The organism is Rhizobium sp. 32-5/1, assembly GCF_029537235.1.
Classification (GTDB): Bacteria; Pseudomonadota; Alphaproteobacteria; order Rhizobiales; family Rhizobiaceae; genus Pararhizobium.
Genome location: NZ_CP120638.1, coordinates 3,220,352 through 3,241,749, shown reverse-complemented (window position 1 = coordinate 3,241,749; position 21,398 = coordinate 3,220,352). Strand labels below are relative to the sequence as shown.

Sequence of the window (21,398 nt, the reverse complement as noted above, 5' to 3'; positions counted from 1 at the left end):
CTTGCAGGAACGATCCCGGCCAGCACTTAGGGTCGGGATCGTTCGGTCAGAGTTCACATATCACGCCTGTCCAGATCGCCATCGTGCCAGATGATGTGTTGCGGCCTGTCCGGCAGGTTTTCGATCTGTTCGGCAATGAAATAGGGCGGGATATCAAGCGCCCGCAGCGCGGCGACGGTCGCCTTTGCCCATTTGAACTCCAGATTGTTTTTGCCGTCGCGCAGGCGGTGGACGATGTCCGTTTCATGGAAGGGGAACTCCGCCGGGATCTCCATGCGGTAGTAGAAGCCGATCTCGTGATAGTCGCGCTGCTCGTAACGGAAGAAATTCTCGACGGTCCAGAGCATTGGCCCGACGGTTACCTCGACGCCCAGTTCTTCGATCATCTCGCGCTTCAGTGTTTCGGTCGAGGTCTCGCCGATCTCCGCGCGGCCTCCAGGAAAGGTCCAGAAGGCCTCATGCGTTGCCCGATGAACCAGCACGTAGCCGTCGCGAAAACCGAGCCCGGCAATGCGGAAATTGAACCGCCGCTCGCCTGAATCCAACCGGATCATCCTGCGTTTCGCCATGGGTCTATCCGAGATCGACAACGACGATCTCCGGCGGCGAGCCGAAACGAATGGGAAGAATGGAGGTTCCGAGCCCGCCCGATACGATCAGGTTGCGTTCGTTTTCTACGACATGCCCGTAAGCATAGCGATTTTTATACCGCGACGGCACGACCGGAGAATAACCAAGCAAACGAATCTGGCCGCCATGGGTGTGGCCGGATAGGGTCAAAGCCACACGATCGGGAACCTTGGGGAAAATATCCGGTTCGTGCGCCATCAGGATAACAGGTGCATCGTCGTCTACTTGTGCCAGCGTTCCCGGCAGATCGTCGTGGCCCTCCCAAGGACCGATCTGGTCGGCAAGGCCCGCCAGCCAGAATGTCATGCCATCCTTTTCGAAGCGCACGGCACGATTGTCGTAGACAGGGACGCCGATCGATTCGAGCGCCGTATGCGCGAACGTCGGTCCCTTTCCGGCCGCCATGGCGCCTGGATCGTCGAGCCAATCATGATTGCCAAGCACGGCATGGACACCGAGCGGAGCCGACAGACGCGAAAGCTCCTGCGCCCAATCCTTCGGCTCGACATAGCCTGTCCTCAGCCGCATGCCCGAGAGGAAATCCCCCAGAAGAAGCACCATATCGCCACCAAGCATATTTGCCTGCGCACAGATTTCACCGATGCGTTTCGGTGACATCCAGGGTTTGCACGCATGGATATCGGCGAGGATGACCAGTTTCAGCTTCAACCCGGACGGCCAATTGGGTGGAACGAGACGATAGCGCGTCACGCGGGGATTTCCCCTCGGCTCGATGCCCACGGCATAGGCGCCTGTCGCCGCGCCACTCAGGATCAGCCCTCCAAGGGTCCGGAAAAACCCGCGACGCGAAACCACTCAGTCTTCCTCCTGGAACAGCCGGAACTGGGTCGCCTCCAGGTCCTTCGGTATCTGCAGTCCGAGGTGTTTCCACGCATTTGCGGTTAAAATACGCCCGCGCGGCGTGCGCTGGATAAAACCCTGCTGGATCATGTAGGGCTCGATGATGTCCTCTATCGCATCGCGCGGCTCCGAAAGGCCTGCCGCAATCGTCTCGATACCCACGGGCCCCCCGCCGAAATTGAGCGCGATCATTGTGAGATAGCGTTTGTCGAGCTGGTCCAGCCCCATATTGTCGACGAGCAGCCGCGTCAGGGCCTCATCGGCGATCTGCCTTGTCACGGCCTCTGCCTTCGCGACCTCGGCGAAGTCCCGCACCCGGCGCAAAAGACGCCCGGCAATGCGCGGCGTACCGCGGGCGCGACGTGCGATTTCGCGGGCGCCGTCATCGGTCATGCCGAGCCCCATCAGCCGGGCACCGCGCCGCACGATAAACTCCAGTTCCTCGACCGTATAGAAATTCAGGCGCACTGGAATGCCGAAGCGGTCGCGCAGCGGCGTCGTCAGAAGACCGAGCCGCGTGGTTGCCGCAACCAGCGTGAATTTCGACAGGTCGATCTTCACGGAGCGCGCGGACGGCCCCTCGCCGATGATCAGGTCGAGCTGGAAGTCCTCCATGGCCGGATAGAGAATTTCTTCCACCGCCGGGCTCAACCGGTGGATTTCATCAATAAACAAAACGTCGCGATCTTCGAGATTGGTCAGAAGGGCTGCCAGATCGCCGGCCTTGGCGATGACAGGACCCGAGGTCGAACGAAAGTTGACGCCCAGCTCCTTTGCCATGATCTGCGCCAGCGTCGTCTTGCCAAGACCCGGAGGCCCGACAAACAGCACATGATCGAGCGCCTCGCCGCGGTTCTTCGCCGCTTCGATGAAGACTTTCAGGTTGGCGCGCGCTTCCGCCTGGCCGGTGAATTCGTCCAGCGACTGCGGCCGCAGCGTCGTATCGAGGTCTTCGCCACGCTTCTCCGGCGTAATCAGGCGGGCGGCGTCGGTCATGCGAGAAGTTCCATTCCGGGGATGCGTTTGGCGGCTTTTTGATCGAACGTCTTGATAGCGTCACAGCCTTCCTCTTGAGAACGACAGGCAATAAGAGCGTCCGCAAAATCGACATTCTGAGCAGCTATCAGTCTCAGAGCCTTCAAGACCACCGTATGATTTTCAACAAACAGTCCGCGGGTCCGCAATAGTTTTCCGATTATCGCTGCGACGTCTTTTCTCTGGAATCCATATTGGGAGCGAAGCGCCCAGTCCAGTTCGAGAAGAGCGATCAACGAAAGAAAGGCATTATAGTCTTTGCCGAGCCCGGCGCCAAATCTTAACGCAGCGCTATGCTGCGCTGGATGGTCGTCGAGAATGAGACGCAAAACGACATTCGTATCGAGACCGAAGGTTTTCACGCAGCGACATCCGGTTCGTCATAGTCGATCCCGTCGACCACATTGGCGCCGGCCGCAGCCAAAACGGACCGGTCAATCTCGTCCAGCGACGCTGGTCCCTTGGGAGCTGTACCAAGTATTCCCGCCAAATCGTTGAAATCGACGTTCTTCGGGGTGATTACAAACTGTCCGTCAATGATGCTGTAAATAACGCGGTCGCCGGGCCGAAGATGAAGCGCTTCACGCATATCCTTCGGAATGGTGAGTTGACCTTTGGAGGAGAGCGTCAGTTCCCAGTGCATAACTCAATCCTTCGGAAAATTCTGAGTTGGGAGGATTTTATCAGATGTCGCGGAAAAAATGAATTTCTTCCGCGCTACTTTGAAAGCTCCTTCAGCCCCAGCCGGATCAGCTTGGCGCTATCCGCCCCCTCGCCGCCGTTCTTCAAGGCCGCCGCGACCGCATTGGCTGCCTGATCGCGGGAATAGCCGAGATTGCTCAGCGCCGAGACCGCATCCGTGACCGGTCCGGAGGCAAGGCCTTCGCCAAGCTCCTGCTTAAACTCGATGGTGCCCGCCGCTTCGCCGGCAAAGGCCGGCGCCTTGTTTTTGAGCTCGGTCATGATCCGTATGGCAACCTTCGGACCAACGCCAGGTGCGCGCGAAACAGCCGTCTTGTCCTGCAATGCGATTGCATTGGCGAGTTCGCCGGGTGTCAGCGTCGAAAGCACGGCCAGCGCCACTTTGGAACCAACACCCTGCACGCTTTGCAACAACCTAAACCATTCGCGCTCCAGCGCGCTCAGGAAGCCGAAGAGCCGCAGTTGGTCCTCACGGACATAGGTTTCTATGAACAGCACCACCGCCTCGCCCGCCGATCCGAGCCGCGACAGGGTTCGTGCCGAGCAATGGGCGACATAGCCGACGCCATGCACATCGACGACGACGTGATCATCGCCGATTTCATCGATCGTGCCCTTGAGTTTGCCGATCATGCGTCAGATCCTTGGCAAGGGGTGGGTTTCGGGGGTGATGAGATCCACAGCCGGGAAGTAAGAAACGTAGCGGCTGCCGTCGCGCGTCAGAAGACGATGGCGACGCCATTCAGCATGCGCACCAATCAGAAAATCCGGCAGAGTTCGCTCTCTCTGGCCACCGGCAACGCGATAGGCACGATGCGCTTTTCCGGCACGAAAGGCTGCTTCGAACGGAATGGTTTCGCGTTTCGGCGCCAACCAACTCAACGCCGCAAGCAAGTCCGCCTCGGAAATTGTCGATGCCGCAAGTTCCGACCAAACGATCGGACTGAGAATGATCTCACCCTCCTGCGTGCACTGCTTGAGAACATCGACGGACCATTTTCGAAATGGGGCGTCCGGACCCAGCACATCGATAAAGACGTTGGTATCAACCAGAGTCGACATCGTCGCGCTCCCCTCGGAGAAAAATCATAAATTCGTCCGTGCTCATTCCACCCGTATCAAATGTTCCCCGGACACGCTCGGCCCAGTCATCAAAATCGCGGATGGAGCTATCGTCGTCGCGAGTATCGACCCGGATCAACAAGGCTCCGCCTTTCGACGCAACGAAGTCGACCTCGGTTCCCGGCACGATATTGAAACGATCCCGAATTTCCTTCGGTATGGTCACTTGGCCTTTTTCAGTAACGCGCATAGTAATACCTCTCAGGTATTACTTACCCGCCGAAACAGAACAAGTCAAGAACAAACTATCCAGCAAGGGCCGCCATGCGCATGCGGGCGCCGCCGCGATTGTGGGCGTGGCAGATGGCGATGGCCAGCGCGTCGGCGGCATCATTGCCCTTGAATTCGGCCTTTGGCATCAGGATTTTCAGCATCATATGAATCTGCTGCTTTTCGCCATGGCCAACGCCGATCACGGATTTCTTCACTGCATTCGGCGCATATTCCGCAACCGGAAGTCCGGCACGCGCCGGCACCAGCATGGCAATGCCGCGGGCCTGGCCGAGCTTCAGCGTCGCCACAGCATCCTTGTTGACGAAGGTCTGCTCGACCGCTGCCTCATCCGGCTTGTGCAGGTGGATGACCTCGGCAAGACCATCATGCAACTGGCAAAGCCGCGAGGCGAGATCCATGTCGCCATCCGACATGATCGTTCCCGAGCCGACAAAGCGCAGGGAATTGCCGAGCGTGTCGATCACGCCCCAGCCGGTGCGGCGAAGGCCGGGATCGATGCCGATGATTCGAATCGTGTTTTGCATGGTGGGAAGCTTAATACTCATGCCGGGACGCTGCCAGCAAAATGTGAACAAAACAAAAACATCGAACAACAAGGACCGAGCGGCCGTTCGATTTGCTGAGGGCCCGCATCTTTAATTCGCGGGATCAGCGCTTACATAGGTTTCAGATATTTTGTTGATGAAGGCTAATCCCATGGTTCCCTTTTCGATTCTCGATCTCTCCCCGATCACGCAAGGGAGCACGGCCGGACAGGCGCTTGCCAATTCGCGCCGACTGGCACAGGAGGCGGAAGCTGCGGGTTACACCCGCTTCTGGCTGGCCGAACATCACGGGATGAAAGGTATTGCAAGCGCTGCAACCTCGATCGTCATCTCCCATGTCGCCGCCGGCACCAAGACGATCCGTGTCGGCTCCGGCGGCATCATGCTGCCCAATCACTCGCCGCTGGTCATTGCCGAACAGTTCGGCACGTTGGCAGCCCTCTATCCCGGCCGCATCGATCTCGGTCTGGGACGCGCGCCGGGGACGGATATGCGCACCGCATCCGCCCTTCGCCGCAACATGGAAGCGAGCGCCAATAATTTCCGGAATGATGTCGTCGAATTGCAGGCTCTGCTCGGACCGGCGGACGCGGACCAGACGCTGCTTGCCGTGCCCGGCGCCGACAGCAACGTGCCGATCTGGCTCCTGGGCTCCAGCCATTACAGCGCCCATCTCGCCGGCATGCTCGGCCTTCCCTTCGCCTTCGCCTCGCATTTTGCGCCCGACATGCTTTTATCGGCGCTGGAAATCTACCGCGAACGCTTCACGCCATCGGAATATCTGGACAAGCCCTATGCCATGGTCGGCATAATGGGGGTCGCAGCGGATACCGATGCGGAGGCCGACTACCTGTTCACCTCGATGCAACAGTCCTTCGTGGCGCTGCGACGCAATGCCCGCGGCCAGTTCCCGCCGCCGGTCGAAAGCATGGACGGTCTCTGGAGCGATCAGGAGCAGATTTTCGTCGATCACGCCATGACATACGCGGTCGTCGGCGGACCGGAGACAATCCGCACGAAGATCGCCCGCTTTCTCGACCAGACCGCTGCCGACGAACTCATCATTTCCATGCCGATCTTCGACATGGATGCCCGCCTGAAATCCGTGCGGCTGTTTGCGGCTGCACAGCAACAGATGCAGAAGGCGGCGTAAAAAGCCCCGGATCACTCCGGGGCTCAACAAACGCGATCTCGGCTAAAGGCCTGCTCTCAGACCTTGAAATCGAAATGCTTGCGCACCGGCTCGATGATTTCCCAGGTGCCCTTGAAATCGGCTTCGACAACGAAGGCATCGCCCGCTTCAACGGTAACGGGCGTGCCTCCGTCAGGGGTAATGATGATCTTGCCGGCAATCAGATGCACAAACTCATAGGCAGTGTAGGTCGCGTGATAGGTGCCGGGTGTGGCTTCCCAATAGCCTGACACCATCGAACCGTCGGATGCCGTGTGCAGCGCCCAGGTCTTCATCGTCGGCGCGCCCGCAACGATTACCCAGCCGTCCAAAGTCGCCGGATCGCCGTCTGCCGGAACCGGCTTTGCAAGTTTCGTCACAGTCTGCATGATCAATATCCTCTTCAGAAAACCGGACACTATCGTCCGGCCGCCGAACGCGCGCCGCCGATACCGACAGACAATGACGGTGGATGGTTCAGGCCGAAAGCTTGGCCATGACCTCGTCGGAGACTTCGAAGTTCGAATAGACGGCCTGAACGTCGTCGTCGTCTTCAAGCACGTCGATCAACTTCATGACCGAGAGGGCCTTTTCTTCGTCCACCGGAATCGTGTTCTGCGGCTTCCAGACGATCTTGACGGTTTCGGCTTCGCCGAGCGCGCTTTCGAGCGCCTTGGAGACTTCGTTCAGCGCCTCGAAACCGCAGATGATCGTGTGGCCGTCTTCATCGGTGGTGACGTCGTCGGCACCGGCTTCGATCGCTGCTTCCATGACCTTGTCCGCATCGCCAACAGCCAGCTTGTAGGTGATCTCGCCGACATGGTCGAAGGAGAAGGACACCGAACCCGTTTCGCCGAGCGCGCCGCCGGCCTTGGTGAAGGTCGAACGGACATTCGAGGCGGTGCGGTTGCGGTTGTCGGTCAGCGCTTCGACGATGACGGCCGTGCCGCCCGGGCCATAACCTTCGTAGCGGATCTGCTCGTAATTCTCGCCGTCGCTACCCGACGCCTTCTTGATGGCCCGGTCGATATTGTCCTTCGGCATAGACTGCGCCTTGGCATTCTGAATCGCCAGACGCAGGCTCGCATTCATCGACGGGTCCGGCAGGCCGGCCTTTGCCGCGACGGTGATTTCGCGCGCCAGCTTGGAGAACATTTTCGACCGCACGGAATCCTGACGGCCCTTGCGGTGCATGATGTTTTTGAACTGTGAATGGCCGGCCATGGCGCCCTCCGAAAAATCGTCTTCTTTTTGAGATGGCGCCTTATAGTTTCATTGCCGCCGTCCGTCCAGCAGGGCGGCACGCTTTTCAGTTGGCGTCGATCCGCCGGCGGCTGAGAAAGAAGGAATGGCCGTCCTCGCGCTCGCAGGTCAGGCCCGTGCGCGTCGAGGTGCAACTGAACGGCCCCTGCCGCCAGGTCTGGCCATAATCCAGCACTGACGTCGCCGAGCAGCAGCTTGCATCGCCGACCTGTCGGTCAAGGCTCGCCGGGCCGCTTGCCGAAAGCGTCGCGCGGACATAGCGCGGCTCCACCCGGTCGCAGGCAAGTTCCGGCCCGCCATCCAAAGGGCGATAGGTCGGCGTGCCGCCTTCCGGCGTATAGATGCAGCCGATGTTTCCGGACGGCAGCACGAACTGCTCCTGTTTCCCACCGCCGATGGAGCGCGTCTTGGTTTGAGGCTGCGGCTCCACCTCCGGCGTCTTGACGGCACTGCCGTCTGCCGATGGCATGCGCGGCGCCGGCGCGCCTTGGCCAAGAGCCGTCGTCGCGGCGAAAAACCCGGCAAGGCAGGCTATCAGGTGCAATCTCATAAAAACAATCCAGCTGCTACACACCCTTGAGGATATAAATCAGCGGCTTCTTTGGCAAGGAACGCAATGACACCCTGACATTGGTTGTGTCGGCAAAGCTGCGGTCGAAGCTTTCACCAAACATCTGCAGAAAATTGTCGATCGGCGGACCACGCCGGTGCATCGGCAGGATCAGCGCTGAGCGCAGCCGCGTCACCACCCGGCTCATGCTTTCGGCTCCCATGGTCAAACCACCATCGACCGGCACCATCAAGACATCCAGCCGGCCGATCTCGGCATAGTGGCTGTCGGTCAGCTCGTGATGCAGATGGCCCAGATGCCCGATGCACAGCCCCGCCACTTCGAAGATGAAGATCGAATTGCCGTTCGGCTCCATGGCGCCACCATAGCCCCCGCGGATGTCCGTCGTCACATTGCGGATATAGGCATCACCCACGACGACATCGTGATCCGCCGGATTGGCATCATCGCTCCAGCCACGCAGCACATGCTTGATCGCAGGGTCCGGCGCAAGCGTATAGTGGCTGGAATGCGCCTTGTTCATCGTCACGACGGTCGGCGGTGTCTCACCCCCGTACCAGCCGTTGAAATCCGTGGCGATGGAAATGCCGCCGGGCGTCTCGATCACGAATGTTGAATGCCCCGCATAGGTGATGGTTACCTCTTCGGCTGCCGCCTGCACGGGAAAAGCAGCATCGGGTTTGAAACTGGCGAACAAGACGTTGGGAACGGCCTGGGCAATCGCCTGGCACTGGCTGACGGGTGGCCGTGCGTCCTGTGCATAAGCCGATCCGGCAGCCACCATATGCAGCAGTGTGATTGCGGCGAAGACGGAGGCAAAGATTGCGGCATCATGCACCTCACCCAAGGGTTTTGCAGATGCGAAGGATAGGCGAGCCACTTGCCCCGTCCAGCCTCAAAGCGCCGCCAGCGCTCACGATTGCGTTATTACGATCTCTTCATTCTGATTTCTGAGCATACGGACGCGGCTACCGCCAAAACTCCGGAATCGTCTCCGCCAGCCGCGGACCGATCCTGAGCGGGGCGATCTTTTCGGCGAGACCGGTGCGGTCAGAAATCTCGACGCCGACACCGCAGATTGTCGCGGGACCATGCGCCGCCTCGAAGCGGCCCTTCGGCATCTTGGAGATGAAGCGGTTGAGCGGCTCTTCTTTTTCCATGCCGAGCGAAGAATCATAATCGCCGCACATGCCGGCGTCAGACATATAGCCCGTGCCGCCGTTCAGGATCTGCGCGTCGGCTGTCGGAACATGGGTGTGCGTACCGACGACAAAGCTGGCGCGCCCATCGACGAAATGGCCGAAACACTGCTTTTCGCTGGTGGCTTCCGCATGGAAATCGAAGATGATCGCGTCGGCCTGTTCCTTCAGCGGGCAGGCTGCGAGAATCGCCTCGGCGGCCTTGAAGGGATCATCGAGCTCCGGGTGCATGAAGACACGGCCCATGACATTGGCAACGAGGACGCGGGCGCCGTTACGGGCGAAATAGAGATTGGACCCGCGGCCAGGCGTGCCAGCCGGATAATTCGCGGGCCGCAGGAACTGGTCGTGACGCTCGCAGAAAGAAACGGCTTCCTTCTGGTCCCAGACGTGATTGCCGGTCGTCACGACATCGGCACCGGCGTTGATCGTTTCGAGAAAGATGTCCTCGGTGATGCCGAAACCGCCGGCGGCATTTTCGCCGTTGACGATGACGAAATCGAGCTTCAGGTCACTGATCAGGCCGGGCAACCGGTTCCAGACTGCCGTTCGGCCGGTCTTGCCCACCATGTCGCCCAGAAACAAAAGCCGCATATTCTATCCTGCTCTAAAAAACCCTGAGACCGCTTTCCGTCAGCACCGCCTCGAGCGCCACATCATGCGGCTCCGCCGGCACTGATGCCACTTCCTGGCAGTCGAATGCAATCCCGATCAGCCGGGGAACCAGGCCTTTCTCGCGCAGACGGGTGATCGCCCGGTCGTAATGCCCGGCGCCATAGCCGATCCGGTTGCCCTGCGCGTCAAAGGCAGACAGCGGCACGAGCAGGATTTCGGGATTAAGCACCGCCGCCTCCGGTCCAGGTCCGGTGGTGCCGAAGCCAGTCTTGACCGCGGGCGCGCCGGTCACGAGTTCGCGAAAGATAATAGTCTCGCGGTCCATCACCACCGGCAGGCAGAGGCGGGCGCCGCGCGCCTTCAGCCGCGCCATCAGCGGCCGGATATCGGCCTCGGAGCGGATCGGCCAGAAGCCGGAGATCACCTGTCCGGGTTCGAAGGCAAGCTGATCGCCGGCATGTTCCAGCATGGCAAGGCTCGCTTCGATGCGCTGCTCCGGCGAAAGCGCATCCCGCAGCGCCAGCCGCTCGTTGCGGATGACAGCTTTTTCTTCCCTCGGATTTGTCATGGCGTTCCTCCTCGAAGATCAGCGTCTTTCCTAGAGCAAAGCACGATAGGATTGAAACCACGCTACCGCCCCATCTGAAACTTTTTGCGACCGTTTTGCGTGGTTGTCCTAAATGGCACAGCATTAAGGGCCTGTTCAGCATGGTACAGGGTTCTGCTTCCTTCCCGGCTGCTGGCTGTGCCAAAGGTGCACAGGATTTCAATGATTGAAAGAGTGCGCTCTGCTTCTCCTTGACGGGAAGTTTGCACTGACAGAAGACGGAGCCCGGCATGTCCATGAAGGACAAGATGCTTCACGAACTCGACCCTCTGGAACTGCGCTGCCTGTCACTGGCGGCCCGTGGCCGGACCCGCGAAGACATCACCCGCGAAACCGACATCCCCCACGACCGCATCGACGCCGCCTTCACCCAGGCGATGGCAAAGCTGCAGGCCGACAATGTCGCCGAAGCCATCTTTCGCGCCGCAAGGATGGATTTGATTTCCTGAGCGGGACTATGCGTGGCATTTCTGCCTGCTTTGCCGCGAGGGACTGGAAACCGAAACCCAGGCTACACCGATCTTTAAGGACCACCACAATAATGCTTGTAGAAAAGTGAGGGGAGGTTCCTGATGGGACTTAAGCACGTTAGGTGGCATCACCATTGCCGCGAATTCCGTTGGGGGTTTTTCGTAGGTCCATTTTCAACTCCGCTTTACATGTGCGGTGCGGTATTGATATCCGCGTTTCTTAGCGTAGCAACAGGCATCAATGCGTTGATTTTGGCGGTTGCGGCGATTGCTGTGGTATTAGTCATTCAGCCCAAAAAGAGGCTTTTGAAAATCAAAACCCGCGCCAGGTAGAAATTGATATATTCAATTTCGAATACGGAATAGGCTCACGCATTCTTGGTAAAAATCTCGGTTAAGCTTTGGCGGAAGCGTAGGCGTCCAGCAGCAAGTGGGTTCCGCGATGACCGTCTTAATGATAACCGCAAGCCGGCTTTAGGTTTTGGACTTCACCGTATTAAATTCCGCAGATCAAATTTTGATTTATCGGCATTAATTTAGCTCTTCTAGAACCGAAATCATTGAAATCAAAAGAAAAAGTGCGATCCACGCAACCGATGGATTTTTTACGATCCTGGGTGCCTACAAACGTAGGTGGGTGCCATATGTCCAAGCCCACGGGCCTGGCCAGGGACAGCTCCCTTTGGATCGAGTATGGCCCCAGGGATTGTGGTTCCTGTCGAGGAGCGCAGACCGCACGTTGAATATAGAGTGCTTCAGCAGGTTCCGCCAGTGCTGATGGCAGACTTGTGCAATTTCAGTTGGCAACCGTTGCCGGCAGGCCATTGAGCTTGGCGGCGATGCCGTGGATCTGCGTGGTCACCTCCGACAGCGCCAAAGCTAGTGCTTCCTCGGTCTTGACGTGATCGGACAGGACAGAATCGCGGGCGCGCTTCAGATTGTCGGTCTCGGCTTCGAGGCTCTTCAGCTTCCGGTTCACTTCGCTCAGTTCGTCCATCACCATGATCCCGGCCATGACGGTCAGCCTCAGATCACCGATTTCACCGAACTGCGTCTTCAGATGGCCGACATACTGGTCGAAACGACCGGCGAGTTCCGTCAGGTGCGGCTCCTGGCCCTCCTCGCAGGCCATGCGATAGGCCTTGCCGTCGATCATAACAGTTACTTGCGCCATTCACGTCACCTGAACCTGCATGCGGGCCTGAACCAGTCGGCTAATCCTAGCGGTCCAGCACGGCCCTGATCGTTTCCATCGCCGTCACCAGACGGCGCGAGACTTCGCGGTTAACCTCTTCCAGGCGATTGGCCCGAAACTGCGACTGGTCGAGTTCCTGGGCAAGCCGCGACCGGTCGGTATTGACGCGGCGAACCTCGCCCTCGATCTCGCCCCTGTCCCGTTCGCGGTCCAGACGGCTGTCAATGGCATTGTCGAGACCCGTCACGGCGTTGCGCAACTCCTCGATCGCCGATTTGACTGTCTTACCTGCCGCCATCACTCTTTCCCGACGCACGCCGCAAACACTCGAATCGACGCGCTTCACCTGTGTTTCCAGCCAATCACACTATTAAACCCAATCGGCAAGCGTCAACAACGCCCTGCCGTCGCCCGGCTCATGGAAGCTGTGGATCAACAGCTTTTAAATCGATTCGCATGGTTCCAGTCCCATGGGCGCGAACACGCCTGCGCCACCCCCGAATAGACCGCCGAAACCGCTTGAAAAGGGCCGTTTTTATTGACACCGTCGAAGCACCTGCTATGTGTCAGCCGCTTCTCATACGGTCTTGGAGGATAGAGACCGTTCCCTGACAACCGAACTTAAGCGGAACAGTCATGATCTCTCGCGAAAAACACGACCGGATGGCAAATGCGATCCGTTTCCTTTCGATGGATGCCGTCGAAAAGGCAAACTCCGGCCACCCCGGCCTGCCGATGGGCGCTGCCGACGTGGCGACTGTTCTCTTTTCCCGGTATCTGAAGTTCAATCCAAAGGCGCCGCTCTGGGCGGATCGCGACCGTTTCGTGCTGTCGGCCGGCCACGGCTCGATGCTGATCTATTCGCTGCTCTACCTCACCGGTTATGAGGACATGACCATCGAGGATCTCAAGCAGTTCCGCCAGCTCGGATCGAAGACCGCCGGTCACCCGGAATACGGCCACGCCTCCGGCATCGAGACGACGACCGGCCCGCTCGGCCAGGGCATTGCCAATGCCGTCGGCATGGCGATTGCGGAGCGCAAGCTCGCCGAAGAGTTCGGCTCCGACCTGCAGGACCACTACACCTATGCGCTCTGCGGCGACGGCTGCCTGATGGAGGGCATCAGCCACGAGGCGATCGCCCTTGCCGGCCACCTGAGGCTCAACAAGCTCGTGCTGTTCTGGGACGACAACAACATCACCATCGACGGCGCCGTTTCTCTGTCGGATTCGACCGACCAGATCGCCCGCTTCCAGGCCGTGCACTGGAACACGATCCGCGTTGATGGTCATAATCCGGATGAGATTGCCGCCGCCATCGAAGCCGCGCACAAATCCGACCGCCCGACCTTCATCGCCTGCAAGACCGTCATCGGCTTCGGCGCACCGAACAAGCAGGGCACGCACAAGGTGCATGGCTCGCCGCTCGGCGCTGAGGAAATCGCAGCCACGCGCAAGGCACTAAACTGGGATGCCGAAGCCTTCAGCATTCCGGCAGACGTGCTCGACGCATGGCGTGCTGCCGGTACGCGCTCGGTGGATGCTAACAAGGCCTGGGATGGCCGCCTGGCCGCCACTGAAACGACGAAGAAGTCCGAGTTCACCCGCCGTTTCGCCGGCGAACTTCCGGCTGGTCTCGATGGCGCCATGGATGCCTACAAGAAAAAGCTGGCCGGCAGCCCTCCGGCAATCGCCACCCGCAAGGCATCGGAAGATGCACTCGAAGTGATCAACGGCACCCTGCCCGAAACGCTGGGCGGCTCGGCCGACCTGACGCCGTCCAACAACACCAAGACCAGCCAGATGACGTCGATCACCCCGACCGATTTCTCCGGTCGGTACATGCATTGGGGCATCCGCGAACACGGCATGGCCGCCGCGATGAACGGCATCTCCTTGCATGGGGGTCTCATCCCCTATGCCGGCGGCTTCATGATCTTCTCGGACTATTGCCGTCCGTCGATCCGGCTTGCAGCCCTGATGGGCATCCGCGTCATCCATGTTTTGACCCATGATTCCATCGGTGTGGGCGAAGACGGCCCGACCCATGAGCCTGTCGAGCACATGGCAGCGCTCCGTGCCATCCCGAACCTTCTGATGTTCCGCCCGGCAGATGCGGTCGAAACCGCGGAATGCTGGCATCTGGCTCTGAAAGAGCAGCATCGCCCGTCGGGCCTCGCGCTCACCCGCCAGAACCTTGCGCCGTCGCGTCTCGACTATGTCGCTGAAAACCTCTGCGCCAAAGGTGCCTACGAGTTACGCGCCGCCGACAACGCCAAGGTCTCGATCTTCGCATCGGGCTCCGAGGTCGAACTGGCCGTGAAGGCCGCCGAACAGCTGAACGCCAAGGGCATTGCCGCGCGCGTCGTCTCGGTTCCCTGCTTCGAACTCTTTGCCGAACAGCCGGACGAGTACCGCAAGTCGGTCATCGGCGATGCGCCGGTCAAGATTGCCGCAGAAGCCGCCGTCCGCCAGGGCTGGGATTATTTCATCGGTAACGACGGAGACTTCGTCGGCATGCACTCCTTCGGCGCCTCGGGTCCGGCCAAGGACCTCTACAAGCACTTCGGCATCACCGTGGAGGCGATCGTCGCCGCCGCGGAAAAGAAGCTCGCCTGATTTTCCGTTTCGGAGCGCGGCACCACGCGCTCCGTTTTCCACATCGAGACCTTAGACAGGGAGAGACCTGAAATGACTGTAAAAGTTGCCATCAACGGCTTTGGCCGCATCGGCCGCAACGTCCTTCGCGCCATCGTCGAATCCGGCCGCACCGACATCGAAGTCGTGGCCGTCAACGACCTCGGCCCGGTCGAGACCAATGCACATCTCGTGCGCTACGACAGCGTGCACGGCAAGTTCCCCGGTACGGTTACGGTTTCCGGCGACACGATCGACGTCGGCCGCGGCCCAATCCGCGTCACCGCGATCCGCGACCCCAAGGATCTGCCCTGGAGCGACGTCGATATCGCGCTGGAATGCACCGGCCTGTTCACGACCCGCGAAAAGGCTGCCGCACATCTGGCGAACGGCTCCAAGCGCGTCATCGTTTCGGCACCGTGCGACAATGCCGACAAGACAATCGTTTTTGGCGTCAATCACAACACGCTGACCAAGGATGACCTCGTCATCTCCAATGCGTCCTGCACGACAAATTGCCTGGCACCGGTTGCCTATGTTCTCGACAAGGCCTTCGGCATCGAGAAGGGCTACATGACGACCATCCACTCCTATACGGGTGACCAGCCGACGCTCGACACCATGCACAAGGACCTGTACCGCGGCCGCGCGGCAGCCCTGTCGATGATCCCGACCTCGACCGGTGCAGCCAAGGCCGTTGGCCTCGTCCTGCCGCAGCTTGCCGGCAAGCTCGATGGCTCGGCCATCCGCGTTCCGACCCCGAACGTCTCTGTGGTCGATCTGAAGTTCGTGCCGTCCCGCAAGGTCACGGCTGCCGAAATCAACAACGCCATCAAGGCTGCAGCCGAAGGTGAACTGAAGGGCATTCTCGACTACGTCACCGGCCCGCTGGTCTCGATCGACTTCAACCACGACAGCCACTCGTCCAACTTCGCCGCCGACCAGACCAAGGTCCTCGATGGCGATCTGGTGCGCATCCTGTCCTGGTACGACAACGAGTGGGGCTTCTCCAACCGCATGTCCGACACCGCTGTTGCCATGGGCAAGCTGATCTAGAATCCGAATGCTCTCCCTCCCCTTGCGGGGAGGGAGTTTCATAAGCGAGCCCCTCTCCCGACCCTTCGGGCCATCCTTCCCACAAGGGCGCAAGACTATCCGGGACTGCCGCACGCTCTCATAGTTTGATCGAGCCTCGTTGCGACACACCACCATCAGCGGAGAACACCCATGACTTTCAAGACCCTCGACGACCTCACAGACATCGCCGGCAAGCGCGTGCTCGTGCGTGTCGATCTCAATGTCCCGGTCAAGGACGGCAAGGTGACCGATGCCACCCGCATCGAGCGTGTCGTGCCGACTATTCGCGAACTCTCGGAAAAGGGCGCCAAGGTCATCCTGCTTGCCCATTTCGGCCGCCCCAAGGGTGAGCCTGTCGCCGACATGTCGCTGTCGCTGATCGCACCGGCCGTCGAGGACATTCTCGACCAGCATGTCCATTTCGCCGCAGACTGCATCGGCGAGAAGGCGACAGCGGCGATTGCCGGCATGAATGACGGCGATATCCTGCTTCTGGAAAACACCCGCTTCCACAAGGGCGAGGAAAAAACGACGCAGACTTCACCAAGGCCTTGGCTGCCAATGGCGATATCTACGTCAACGATGCCTTTTCTGCCGCCCACCGCGCACATTCCTCGACCGAGGGCCTGGCTCACATCCTGCCGGCTTACGCCGGACGCACCATGCAGGCCGAACTGGAAGCGTTGGAAAAAGGTTTGGGTAATCCGACCCGCCCGGTCGTTGCCATCGTCGGCGGCGCCAAGGTTTCCACCAAGATCGACCTCCTGATGAACCTCGTGAAACAGGTCGACGCGCTGGTCATCGGTGGCGGCATGGCCAACACCTTCATCGCTGCACGCGGCACCAATGTCGGCAAGTCGCTCTGCGAGCATGACCTCGCCGACACCGCCAAGCAGATCATGATCGAAGCCGCGACCGCAGGCTGCGCCATCGTGCTGCCGGTCGACGGCGTCGTTGCCCGTGAATTCAAGGCCGGCGCCGAGAACGAGGTCGTCGATATCGAAGCGATCCCGGCCGATGCCATGGTTCTCGATGTCGGACCGAAGTCGATTGCGGCCGTCAACGAGTGGGTGAGCAAGGCCGCGACGCTGGTCTGGAACGGCCCGCTCGGCGCCTTCGAAATCGCGCCGTTCGATAAGGCGACGGTTGCCGTGGCCAAACATGCCGCGTCCCGCACCAAGAGCGGCGCACTCGTCTCCGTTGCCGGCGGCGGCGATACGGTCTCGGCGATGAACCACGCGGACGTGGCCGACGACCTGAGCTATGTATCGACCGCAGGTGGCGCTTTCTTGGAATGGATGGAAGGCAAACCCCTGCCCGGCGTCGATATCCTGCACCTGCAGAAGTAATCGCCGCTGGCTGAAAGCACCTTTTGAAGCGCATGGTTTACACCTTGCGCTTCGTTCATTTCCAAAACCTCGCCAATCAGGTCTTTTGCTCACACGAGGAGCATCTGCTCCGATTTAACTGAGCGATTTCAATCGATTAAAATTTTTTCAATCGTTTTAACAAATTGAATTGCTGTTTTCGTGCCTTCCACCTTCTGCTATTTCAGACTCCAAAATCAGAATTGGAGATCGGGAATGAGCGAGAGACTGGAAGATATCGCAGCGGCGATGGTGGCAACCGGCAAGGGCCTCCTGGCTGCGGATGAATCCACGGCAACGATCGGCAAGCGCTTCGATACGATCGGGCTCGCTTCCACGGAAACATCGCGCCGCGATTATCGCGAGATGCTGTTTCGGGCGGACGAGGCCATGAAAGCCTACATCTCCGGCGTCATCCTCTTTGAAGAAACCCTGTTCCAGAAGGCCGCCGACGGCACACCCTTCGTCGACGTGATCCGTGCAGCCGGCGCCATTCCCGGCATCAAGGTCGATGCTGGCGCAAAGTCCATGGCACTCTTCCCCGGCGAAACCGTCACCGAAGGCCTTGACGGCCTCGCAGGCCGCCTGAAGACCTACTACGACGCCGGCGCCCGTTTCGCCAAATGGCGCGGCGTGATCGCGGTCTCCGACGTTCTGCCGAGCTTCGGCTCGATCAAGGCCAATGCCCATGCGCTCGCCCGTTATGCAGCCCTCTGCCAGGAAGCCGGCATCGTGCCGATCGTCGAGCCTGAAGTCCTGATGGACGGCACGCCGGGCGATCATTCGATCGAACGCTCCGAAGAGGTCACGGAACTCACTTTGCGCATCGTCTTCGACGAACTCGCCGATGCCAATGTGAGCCTCGAAGGCATTATCCTGAAGCCGAGCATGGTCATCGACGGCAAGAAGGCCCGCAAGGCCGGCGTCGCCGAAGTGGCCGAACGCACCGTCCGGGTGCTGAAGCGCACCGTACCGTCAGCTGTTCCCGGCATCGCCTTCCTCTCCGGCGGCCAGTCGACCGAGGAAGCCACCGCCCATCTTTCCGCGATGAAGGCCGGATACGACCTGCCCTGGGGCATGACCTATTCCTACGGTCGCGCGCTGCAGACCGAGGCGCTCAACGCCTGGGGCGGCAAGCAGGAAAATGTCGCTGCCGGCCAGCGCGCCTTTTCCCATCGCGCCCGCATGTGCAGCCTGGCCGCCACCGGCGGCTGGAAGAAGGACCTCGAAAAGGCCGCCTGACCACTATTCCAATCCTGGGGAGGAGAAGAGAGCCCGGTCCGCGCAAGCGGCCGGGCTTTTGATTGTCCCGGTGACAACATTTCTCTTCAAAAGGCCCCCGCACGGCGGCGTCATTGCGTTTTGGTTCAATTCCACCTAGGGCCGAACCAGCACCGTCACCATCATGACCGCGATGGCGAAAACTGCGATCTTCCAGAAATCCCGGCGCTGCTTCAAACCCGGCAGGCCAAGCGGCTTCAGAAGCTGGATCACCATCGCCAGAAGAAGAATGATCGTCATGGCCTTCGACATGGTTTTTCCCGTTGTTGTGAAAAAGGCCTGTAACGCTGTTGCGTCACACACATGTCACTTTTACGCGTCAACAGGGCTAGTCCGCCGGGTAAGGTTTTGCAATCGCCGCTGAATTTAAATTTGCGGCTGGCAATTGCAGGCGCATGGCCTTAATTTTCGAACACAGTTTGAATCGAGCGAATATCCATGAGAAAAACCTCCTGCCGGTCGCAGCACTACTGCTTGGCACGCTCTTCCTATTTCTCGGGAATGGGCTGCACAGCCTGCTGCTGCCTGTGCGCGGAACGACGGAAGGCTATTCGACGACGCTGCTTGGCCTGCTCGGAACCTCCTGGGCGTCCGGCTTCGTACTGGGATGCCTGCTGGCGCCAAAGGTGGTGCAGCGCATCGGCCATGTCAGGGCTTTCTCCGGTTTCACGTCGCTGCTGGCGATCATCGCGCTGCTCACCGGGCTTCTGGTCGATCCCATCTGGTGGGTCGTTCTGCGTGCCGTCACCGGTTTTTCCACGGCCGGCACCTCGATGATCATCGAAAGCTGGCTGAACGAGCGTGCCACCAATGAAAGCCGCGGCGCGATCTTCTCGCTCTATATCGCCATCACCCTGATGGGCGTCGTCGGCGGGCAGTTGATGATCCCGTTCGGGGATACCTCGACAGCCTTGTTCTTCATGATCTGCGGCATCGTCTATTGCCTCGCCATGCTGCCGACCCTTCTGTCCACCGCCGCCTCGCCACAACCGCTGAAGCAGGTCAGCCTGGATCTGCGGGGGCTCTATCGAAATTCGCCGATCTCCTTTCTCGGCATCCTGCTGATCGGCATCTCCAACGGCGCCTATGGAACACTGGGCGCGGTCTTTGGCCGACAGGCCGGCCTCACCGACAGCAACGTTGCCCTGATGATGTCCACGACGATCTTCGCAGGCGCCGTCATGCAGTTCCCAGCCGGTCGGCTCTCCGACCGGATCGACCGTCGCTATGTCTTGGCGGCACTCGCCGCCATTGCGGCTCTTGCCGGCCTTTCGATCTTTCTCGTCGAACCGAGCAGCGTGATCATGTTGATGGTCCTCGTCGGTATTTACGGCGCCACGGCCAATGCGCTCTATCCGATAGCGGTGTCCCACGCCAACGACTTTGCAACGCCTGAGGATTTCGTAAAGATTTCCGGTGGACTGCTGTTGCTGTACGGGATCGGCACGATCATCGGCCCGACGATCGGCGGTCCGATCATGACCGCAACAGGCCCCTATGGCCTGTTCATGATTACGGCCTGCGCCCATGTGCTGATCACGATCTACGCGATCTTCCGCAGCCGCATGCGCGCCGCAGTACCGGCCAGCGAACGCGACGCCTATTCGACCATCAACCCCGGCACAATGACGACGCCGGAAAGCTTGCAGCTCTCGCCCCGCGCCGCGCCGTTCGGGGAGCCCACATCCGCGAGCGTGCCGGAATCGGATGAAACCAGAAAGGCCAGAGCATGACGCTTTTCGAAGATGATCGCCCCAAGAAACCCAAGGCACACGAGATCGGCTGCGACCTGTCGCTGCTTTCGGCCGACGAACTTACGGCGCGAATCGACCTCCTGAAAGAGGAGATCGCCCGTCTCGAATCGGAGCGCCAGAGCAAGATGGCCAGCCGTTCTGCGGCAGAAAGCCTTTTTCGCTGACATTTCAGTCTTCACATCCGCGTGAATCCGGGTGCATTAACCGACCATTAAGCCTGACAGGATATTACTATCCCATCCAGATCGCTCTGGACTCAGATGTTTACCGATTGGCGAATTGTCTGATTTTTCTCCCTGTTTTACCTTGAGAGCCGCTTTGCGGCTCTTTTTTTGTGTTTTTTTCCTGAGCCGCCAAAGACTTGTGGAGATTAACCCTTTCTTAAGAATAGGCTTGCGTGAAATGCGCTATGGGATCATTCTTGGACTGTAGACGCCGGGCCAAAGAAACTTTTTGTTAACCCGGCCGTTACCTGACCTAGAAGTGATGCGTTTAACCAGGGAAATAACACATGTCCGAACGGGGATTGAATACTGTGAGCTTCGCGGGGCACGCTGCGTCTTCTGCGCAGTTCAAGGCGCTCTATTCCGAAGGCATGGGTCTGGTTGAAGAAACAGCGAGCTATCTCGATGGTCCCGGCCGCGCTGCGTCAAAAGTCATGCCGCGCATGGCCTCGGTGTTGTACGCGGCCGAATCGATGCGCCTCACGACACGTCTGATGCAGATGGCTTCCTGGCTTCTGCTGCAGCGCGCCGTCAACAATGGCGAGATGAGCCGCGATCAGGTCCTGTCCGAGAAAAACAAGGTTCGCCTCGACAGCTTCAATGTCGATCGCACGGCACCGGGCTGGAACGATCTGCCGGAAGGTTTCCGCGATCTGATCGACCGTTCGCTGCGCCTGCAGAATCGCGTCGCCATCCTCGACCGCGAAATCTACCGCCCGCAGGATCTGTCGGCTTTCGTTCCGGACAACCAGAATGGCGTCAAGGCACAGCTTAGCCTCTTGCAGACGGCCTTTGGCGCAAGCTGAACGTCAATATATGAAATGATGTCTGATCAACC

General features: G+C 59.6%; 26 protein-coding genes, 1 other RNA gene and 1 pseudogene. 9 read left to right on the top strand and 19 right to left on the bottom strand.

The window, feature by feature from the left end; genetic code table 11:
- Positions 1-53: 53 nt before the first annotated feature.
- The 9 genes from P6U16_RS16240 to ruvC all read right to left on the bottom strand — a co-directional run bounded on the left by P6U16_RS16240 (position 54) and on the right by ruvC (position 5,108).
- A complete protein-coding gene (locus tag P6U16_RS16240) occupies positions 54-569 on the bottom strand; it encodes an NUDIX hydrolase (protein ID WP_277701398.1) in 516 nt (171 codons plus the stop codon).
- A 4-nt stretch (positions 570-573) separates the two neighbouring features.
- Positions 574-1,446 (bottom strand): metallophosphoesterase, encoded by an 873-nt coding sequence (locus tag P6U16_RS16235; RefSeq protein ID WP_277701397.1) that lies wholly within the window; start codon positions 1,444-1,446, stop codon positions 574-576.
- On the bottom strand, positions 1,447-2,487 hold the full coding sequence (gene ruvB, locus P6U16_RS16230; protein ID WP_277701396.1) for a Holliday junction branch migration DNA helicase RuvB: 1,041 nt from the start codon (positions 2,485-2,487) through the stop codon (positions 1,447-1,449). It abuts the gene before it with no gap.
- Positions 2,484-2,888 (bottom strand): type II toxin-antitoxin system VapC family toxin, encoded by a 405-nt coding sequence (locus P6U16_RS16225; RefSeq protein ID WP_277701395.1) that lies wholly within the window; start codon positions 2,886-2,888, stop codon positions 2,484-2,486. The genes ruvB and P6U16_RS16225 overlap by 4 nt, the downstream gene beginning before the upstream one ends.
- Positions 2,885-3,169 (bottom strand): AbrB/MazE/SpoVT family DNA-binding domain-containing protein, encoded by a 285-nt coding sequence (locus P6U16_RS16220; RefSeq protein ID WP_277701394.1) that lies wholly within the window; start codon positions 3,167-3,169, stop codon positions 2,885-2,887. The genes P6U16_RS16225 and P6U16_RS16220 overlap by 4 nt, the downstream gene beginning before the upstream one ends.
- 74 nt (positions 3,170-3,243) lie before the next feature.
- The gene (gene ruvA / locus P6U16_RS16215) at positions 3,244-3,861 is read right to left on the bottom strand and encodes a Holliday junction branch migration protein RuvA (protein ID WP_277701393.1); all 618 of its coding nucleotides are present in this window, start codon (positions 3,859-3,861) and stop codon (positions 3,244-3,246) included.
- Between the two features lie 3 nt (positions 3,862-3,864).
- Positions 3,865-4,290 (bottom strand): type II toxin-antitoxin system VapC family toxin, encoded by a 426-nt coding sequence (locus tag P6U16_RS16210; RefSeq protein WP_277701392.1) that lies wholly within the window; start codon positions 4,288-4,290, stop codon positions 3,865-3,867.
- Complete coding sequence (locus P6U16_RS16205) at positions 4,274-4,540, bottom strand: AbrB/MazE/SpoVT family DNA-binding domain-containing protein (RefSeq protein ID WP_277701391.1); 267 nt, start codon at positions 4,538-4,540, stop codon at positions 4,274-4,276. The genes P6U16_RS16210 and P6U16_RS16205 overlap by 17 nt, the downstream gene beginning before the upstream one ends.
- 55 nt (positions 4,541-4,595) lie before the next feature.
- The gene (gene ruvC / locus P6U16_RS16200) at positions 4,596-5,108 is read right to left on the bottom strand and encodes a crossover junction endodeoxyribonuclease RuvC (RefSeq protein WP_277701390.1); all 513 of its coding nucleotides are present in this window, start codon (positions 5,106-5,108) and stop codon (positions 4,596-4,598) included.
- 172 nt (positions 5,109-5,280) lie between these two features.
- Here ruvC and P6U16_RS16195 point away from each other — a divergent pair, with 172 nt between their 5' ends.
- Complete coding sequence (locus P6U16_RS16195) at positions 5,281-6,282, top strand: LLM class flavin-dependent oxidoreductase (protein ID WP_277701389.1); 1,002 nt, start codon at positions 5,281-5,283, stop codon at positions 6,280-6,282.
- A 56-nt stretch (positions 6,283-6,338) separates the two neighbouring features.
- Here the strand turns inward: P6U16_RS16195 and P6U16_RS16190 are convergent, their stop codons facing one another.
- The 6 genes from P6U16_RS16190 to P6U16_RS16165 all read right to left on the bottom strand — a co-directional run bounded on the left by P6U16_RS16190 (position 6,339) and on the right by P6U16_RS16165 (position 10,516).
- Positions 6,339-6,689, bottom strand: coding sequence for a cupin domain-containing protein (locus tag P6U16_RS16190; RefSeq protein WP_277701388.1), 351 nt, complete (start codon positions 6,687-6,689; stop codon positions 6,339-6,341).
- Positions 6,690-6,777: 88 nt separating this feature from the next.
- A complete protein-coding gene (locus P6U16_RS16185) occupies positions 6,778-7,524 on the bottom strand; it encodes a YebC/PmpR family DNA-binding transcriptional regulator (protein ID WP_277701387.1) in 747 nt (248 codons plus the stop codon).
- A gap of 85 nt (positions 7,525-7,609) precedes the next feature.
- Positions 7,610-8,113 carry a DUF6636 domain-containing protein gene (locus P6U16_RS16180; protein WP_277701386.1) on the bottom strand — a complete coding sequence of 168 codons (504 nt, stop codon included), beginning with the start codon at positions 8,111-8,113 and terminating at the stop codon, positions 7,610-7,612.
- Positions 8,114-8,129: 16 nt separating this feature from the next.
- Positions 8,130-8,918 carry an MBL fold metallo-hydrolase gene (locus tag P6U16_RS16175; RefSeq protein WP_277703874.1) on the bottom strand — a complete coding sequence of 263 codons (789 nt, stop codon included), beginning with the start codon at positions 8,916-8,918 and terminating at the stop codon, positions 8,130-8,132.
- Between the two features lie 184 nt (positions 8,919-9,102).
- Positions 9,103-9,927 (bottom strand): TIGR00282 family metallophosphoesterase, encoded by an 825-nt coding sequence (locus P6U16_RS16170; RefSeq protein ID WP_277701385.1) that lies wholly within the window; start codon positions 9,925-9,927, stop codon positions 9,103-9,105.
- 13 nt (positions 9,928-9,940) lie between these two features.
- Positions 9,941-10,516: a 5-formyltetrahydrofolate cyclo-ligase gene (locus P6U16_RS16165; RefSeq protein WP_277701384.1), complete on the bottom strand. Its 576-nt coding sequence runs from the start codon at positions 10,514-10,516 to the stop codon at positions 9,941-9,943.
- Positions 10,517-10,785: 269 nt separating this feature from the next.
- Here P6U16_RS16165 and P6U16_RS16160 point away from each other — a divergent pair, with 269 nt between their 5' ends.
- On the top strand, positions 10,786-11,004 hold the full coding sequence (locus P6U16_RS16160) for a transcriptional regulator (protein WP_277701383.1): 219 nt from the start codon (positions 10,786-10,788) through the stop codon (positions 11,002-11,004).
- Positions 11,005-11,603: 599 nt separating this feature from the next.
- Here P6U16_RS16160 and ssrS read toward each other — a convergent pair.
- The 3 genes from ssrS to P6U16_RS16145 all read right to left on the bottom strand — a co-directional run bounded on the left by ssrS (position 11,604) and on the right by P6U16_RS16145 (position 12,518).
- A non-coding RNA gene (gene ssrS, locus P6U16_RS16155) (6S RNA) lies at positions 11,604-11,762 on the bottom strand.
- A gap of 59 nt (positions 11,763-11,821) precedes the next feature.
- Positions 11,822-12,199, bottom strand: coding sequence for a cell division protein ZapA (locus P6U16_RS16150; RefSeq protein ID WP_277701382.1), 378 nt, complete (start codon positions 12,197-12,199; stop codon positions 11,822-11,824).
- 46 nt (positions 12,200-12,245) lie between these two features.
- A complete protein-coding gene (locus P6U16_RS16145) occupies positions 12,246-12,518 on the bottom strand; it encodes a DUF4164 domain-containing protein (RefSeq protein ID WP_277701381.1) in 273 nt (90 codons plus the stop codon).
- 338 nt (positions 12,519-12,856) lie between these two features.
- Here P6U16_RS16145 and tkt point away from each other — a divergent pair, with 338 nt between their 5' ends.
- From tkt to P6U16_RS16125, 4 genes and pseudogenes are all read left to right on the top strand, one after another.
- A complete protein-coding gene (gene tkt, locus P6U16_RS16140) occupies positions 12,857-14,839 on the top strand; it encodes a transketolase (RefSeq protein WP_277701380.1) in 1,983 nt (660 codons plus the stop codon).
- 72 nt (positions 14,840-14,911) lie between these two features.
- Positions 14,912-15,913 (top strand): type I glyceraldehyde-3-phosphate dehydrogenase, encoded by a 1,002-nt coding sequence (gene gap, locus P6U16_RS16135; RefSeq protein WP_277701379.1) that lies wholly within the window; start codon positions 14,912-14,914, stop codon positions 15,911-15,913.
- A 171-nt stretch (positions 15,914-16,084) separates the two neighbouring features.
- Positions 16,085-17,283 (top strand): annotated as a pseudogene (locus tag P6U16_RS16130) (phosphoglycerate kinase).
- A gap of 234 nt (positions 17,284-17,517) precedes the next feature.
- Complete coding sequence (locus P6U16_RS16125) at positions 17,518-18,543, top strand: class I fructose-bisphosphate aldolase (protein ID WP_277701378.1); 1,026 nt, start codon at positions 17,518-17,520, stop codon at positions 18,541-18,543.
- Positions 18,544-18,678: 135 nt separating this feature from the next.
- Here the strand turns inward: P6U16_RS16125 and P6U16_RS16120 are convergent, their stop codons facing one another.
- Positions 18,679-18,834 carry a hypothetical protein gene (locus P6U16_RS16120; RefSeq protein ID WP_277701377.1) on the bottom strand — a complete coding sequence of 52 codons (156 nt, stop codon included), beginning with the start codon at positions 18,832-18,834 and terminating at the stop codon, positions 18,679-18,681.
- Positions 18,835-19,001: 167 nt separating this feature from the next.
- Between P6U16_RS16120 and P6U16_RS16115 the strand changes: the two genes are divergently transcribed.
- The 3 genes from P6U16_RS16115 to P6U16_RS16105 all read left to right on the top strand — a co-directional run bounded on the left by P6U16_RS16115 (position 19,002) and on the right by P6U16_RS16105 (position 21,366).
- A complete protein-coding gene (locus tag P6U16_RS16115) occupies positions 19,002-20,315 on the top strand; it encodes an MFS transporter (RefSeq protein ID WP_277701376.1) in 1,314 nt (437 codons plus the stop codon).
- Complete coding sequence (locus P6U16_RS16110) at positions 20,312-20,500, top strand: DUF1192 domain-containing protein (RefSeq protein ID WP_277701375.1); 189 nt, start codon at positions 20,312-20,314, stop codon at positions 20,498-20,500. The genes P6U16_RS16115 and P6U16_RS16110 overlap by 4 nt, the downstream gene beginning before the upstream one ends.
- Before the next feature lie 347 nt (positions 20,501-20,847).
- Positions 20,848-21,366, top strand: a complete 519-nt coding sequence (locus P6U16_RS16105; RefSeq protein WP_277701374.1) for a DUF1465 family protein — start codon at positions 20,848-20,850, stop codon at positions 21,364-21,366.
- Positions 21,367-21,398: the final 32 nt, after the last annotated feature.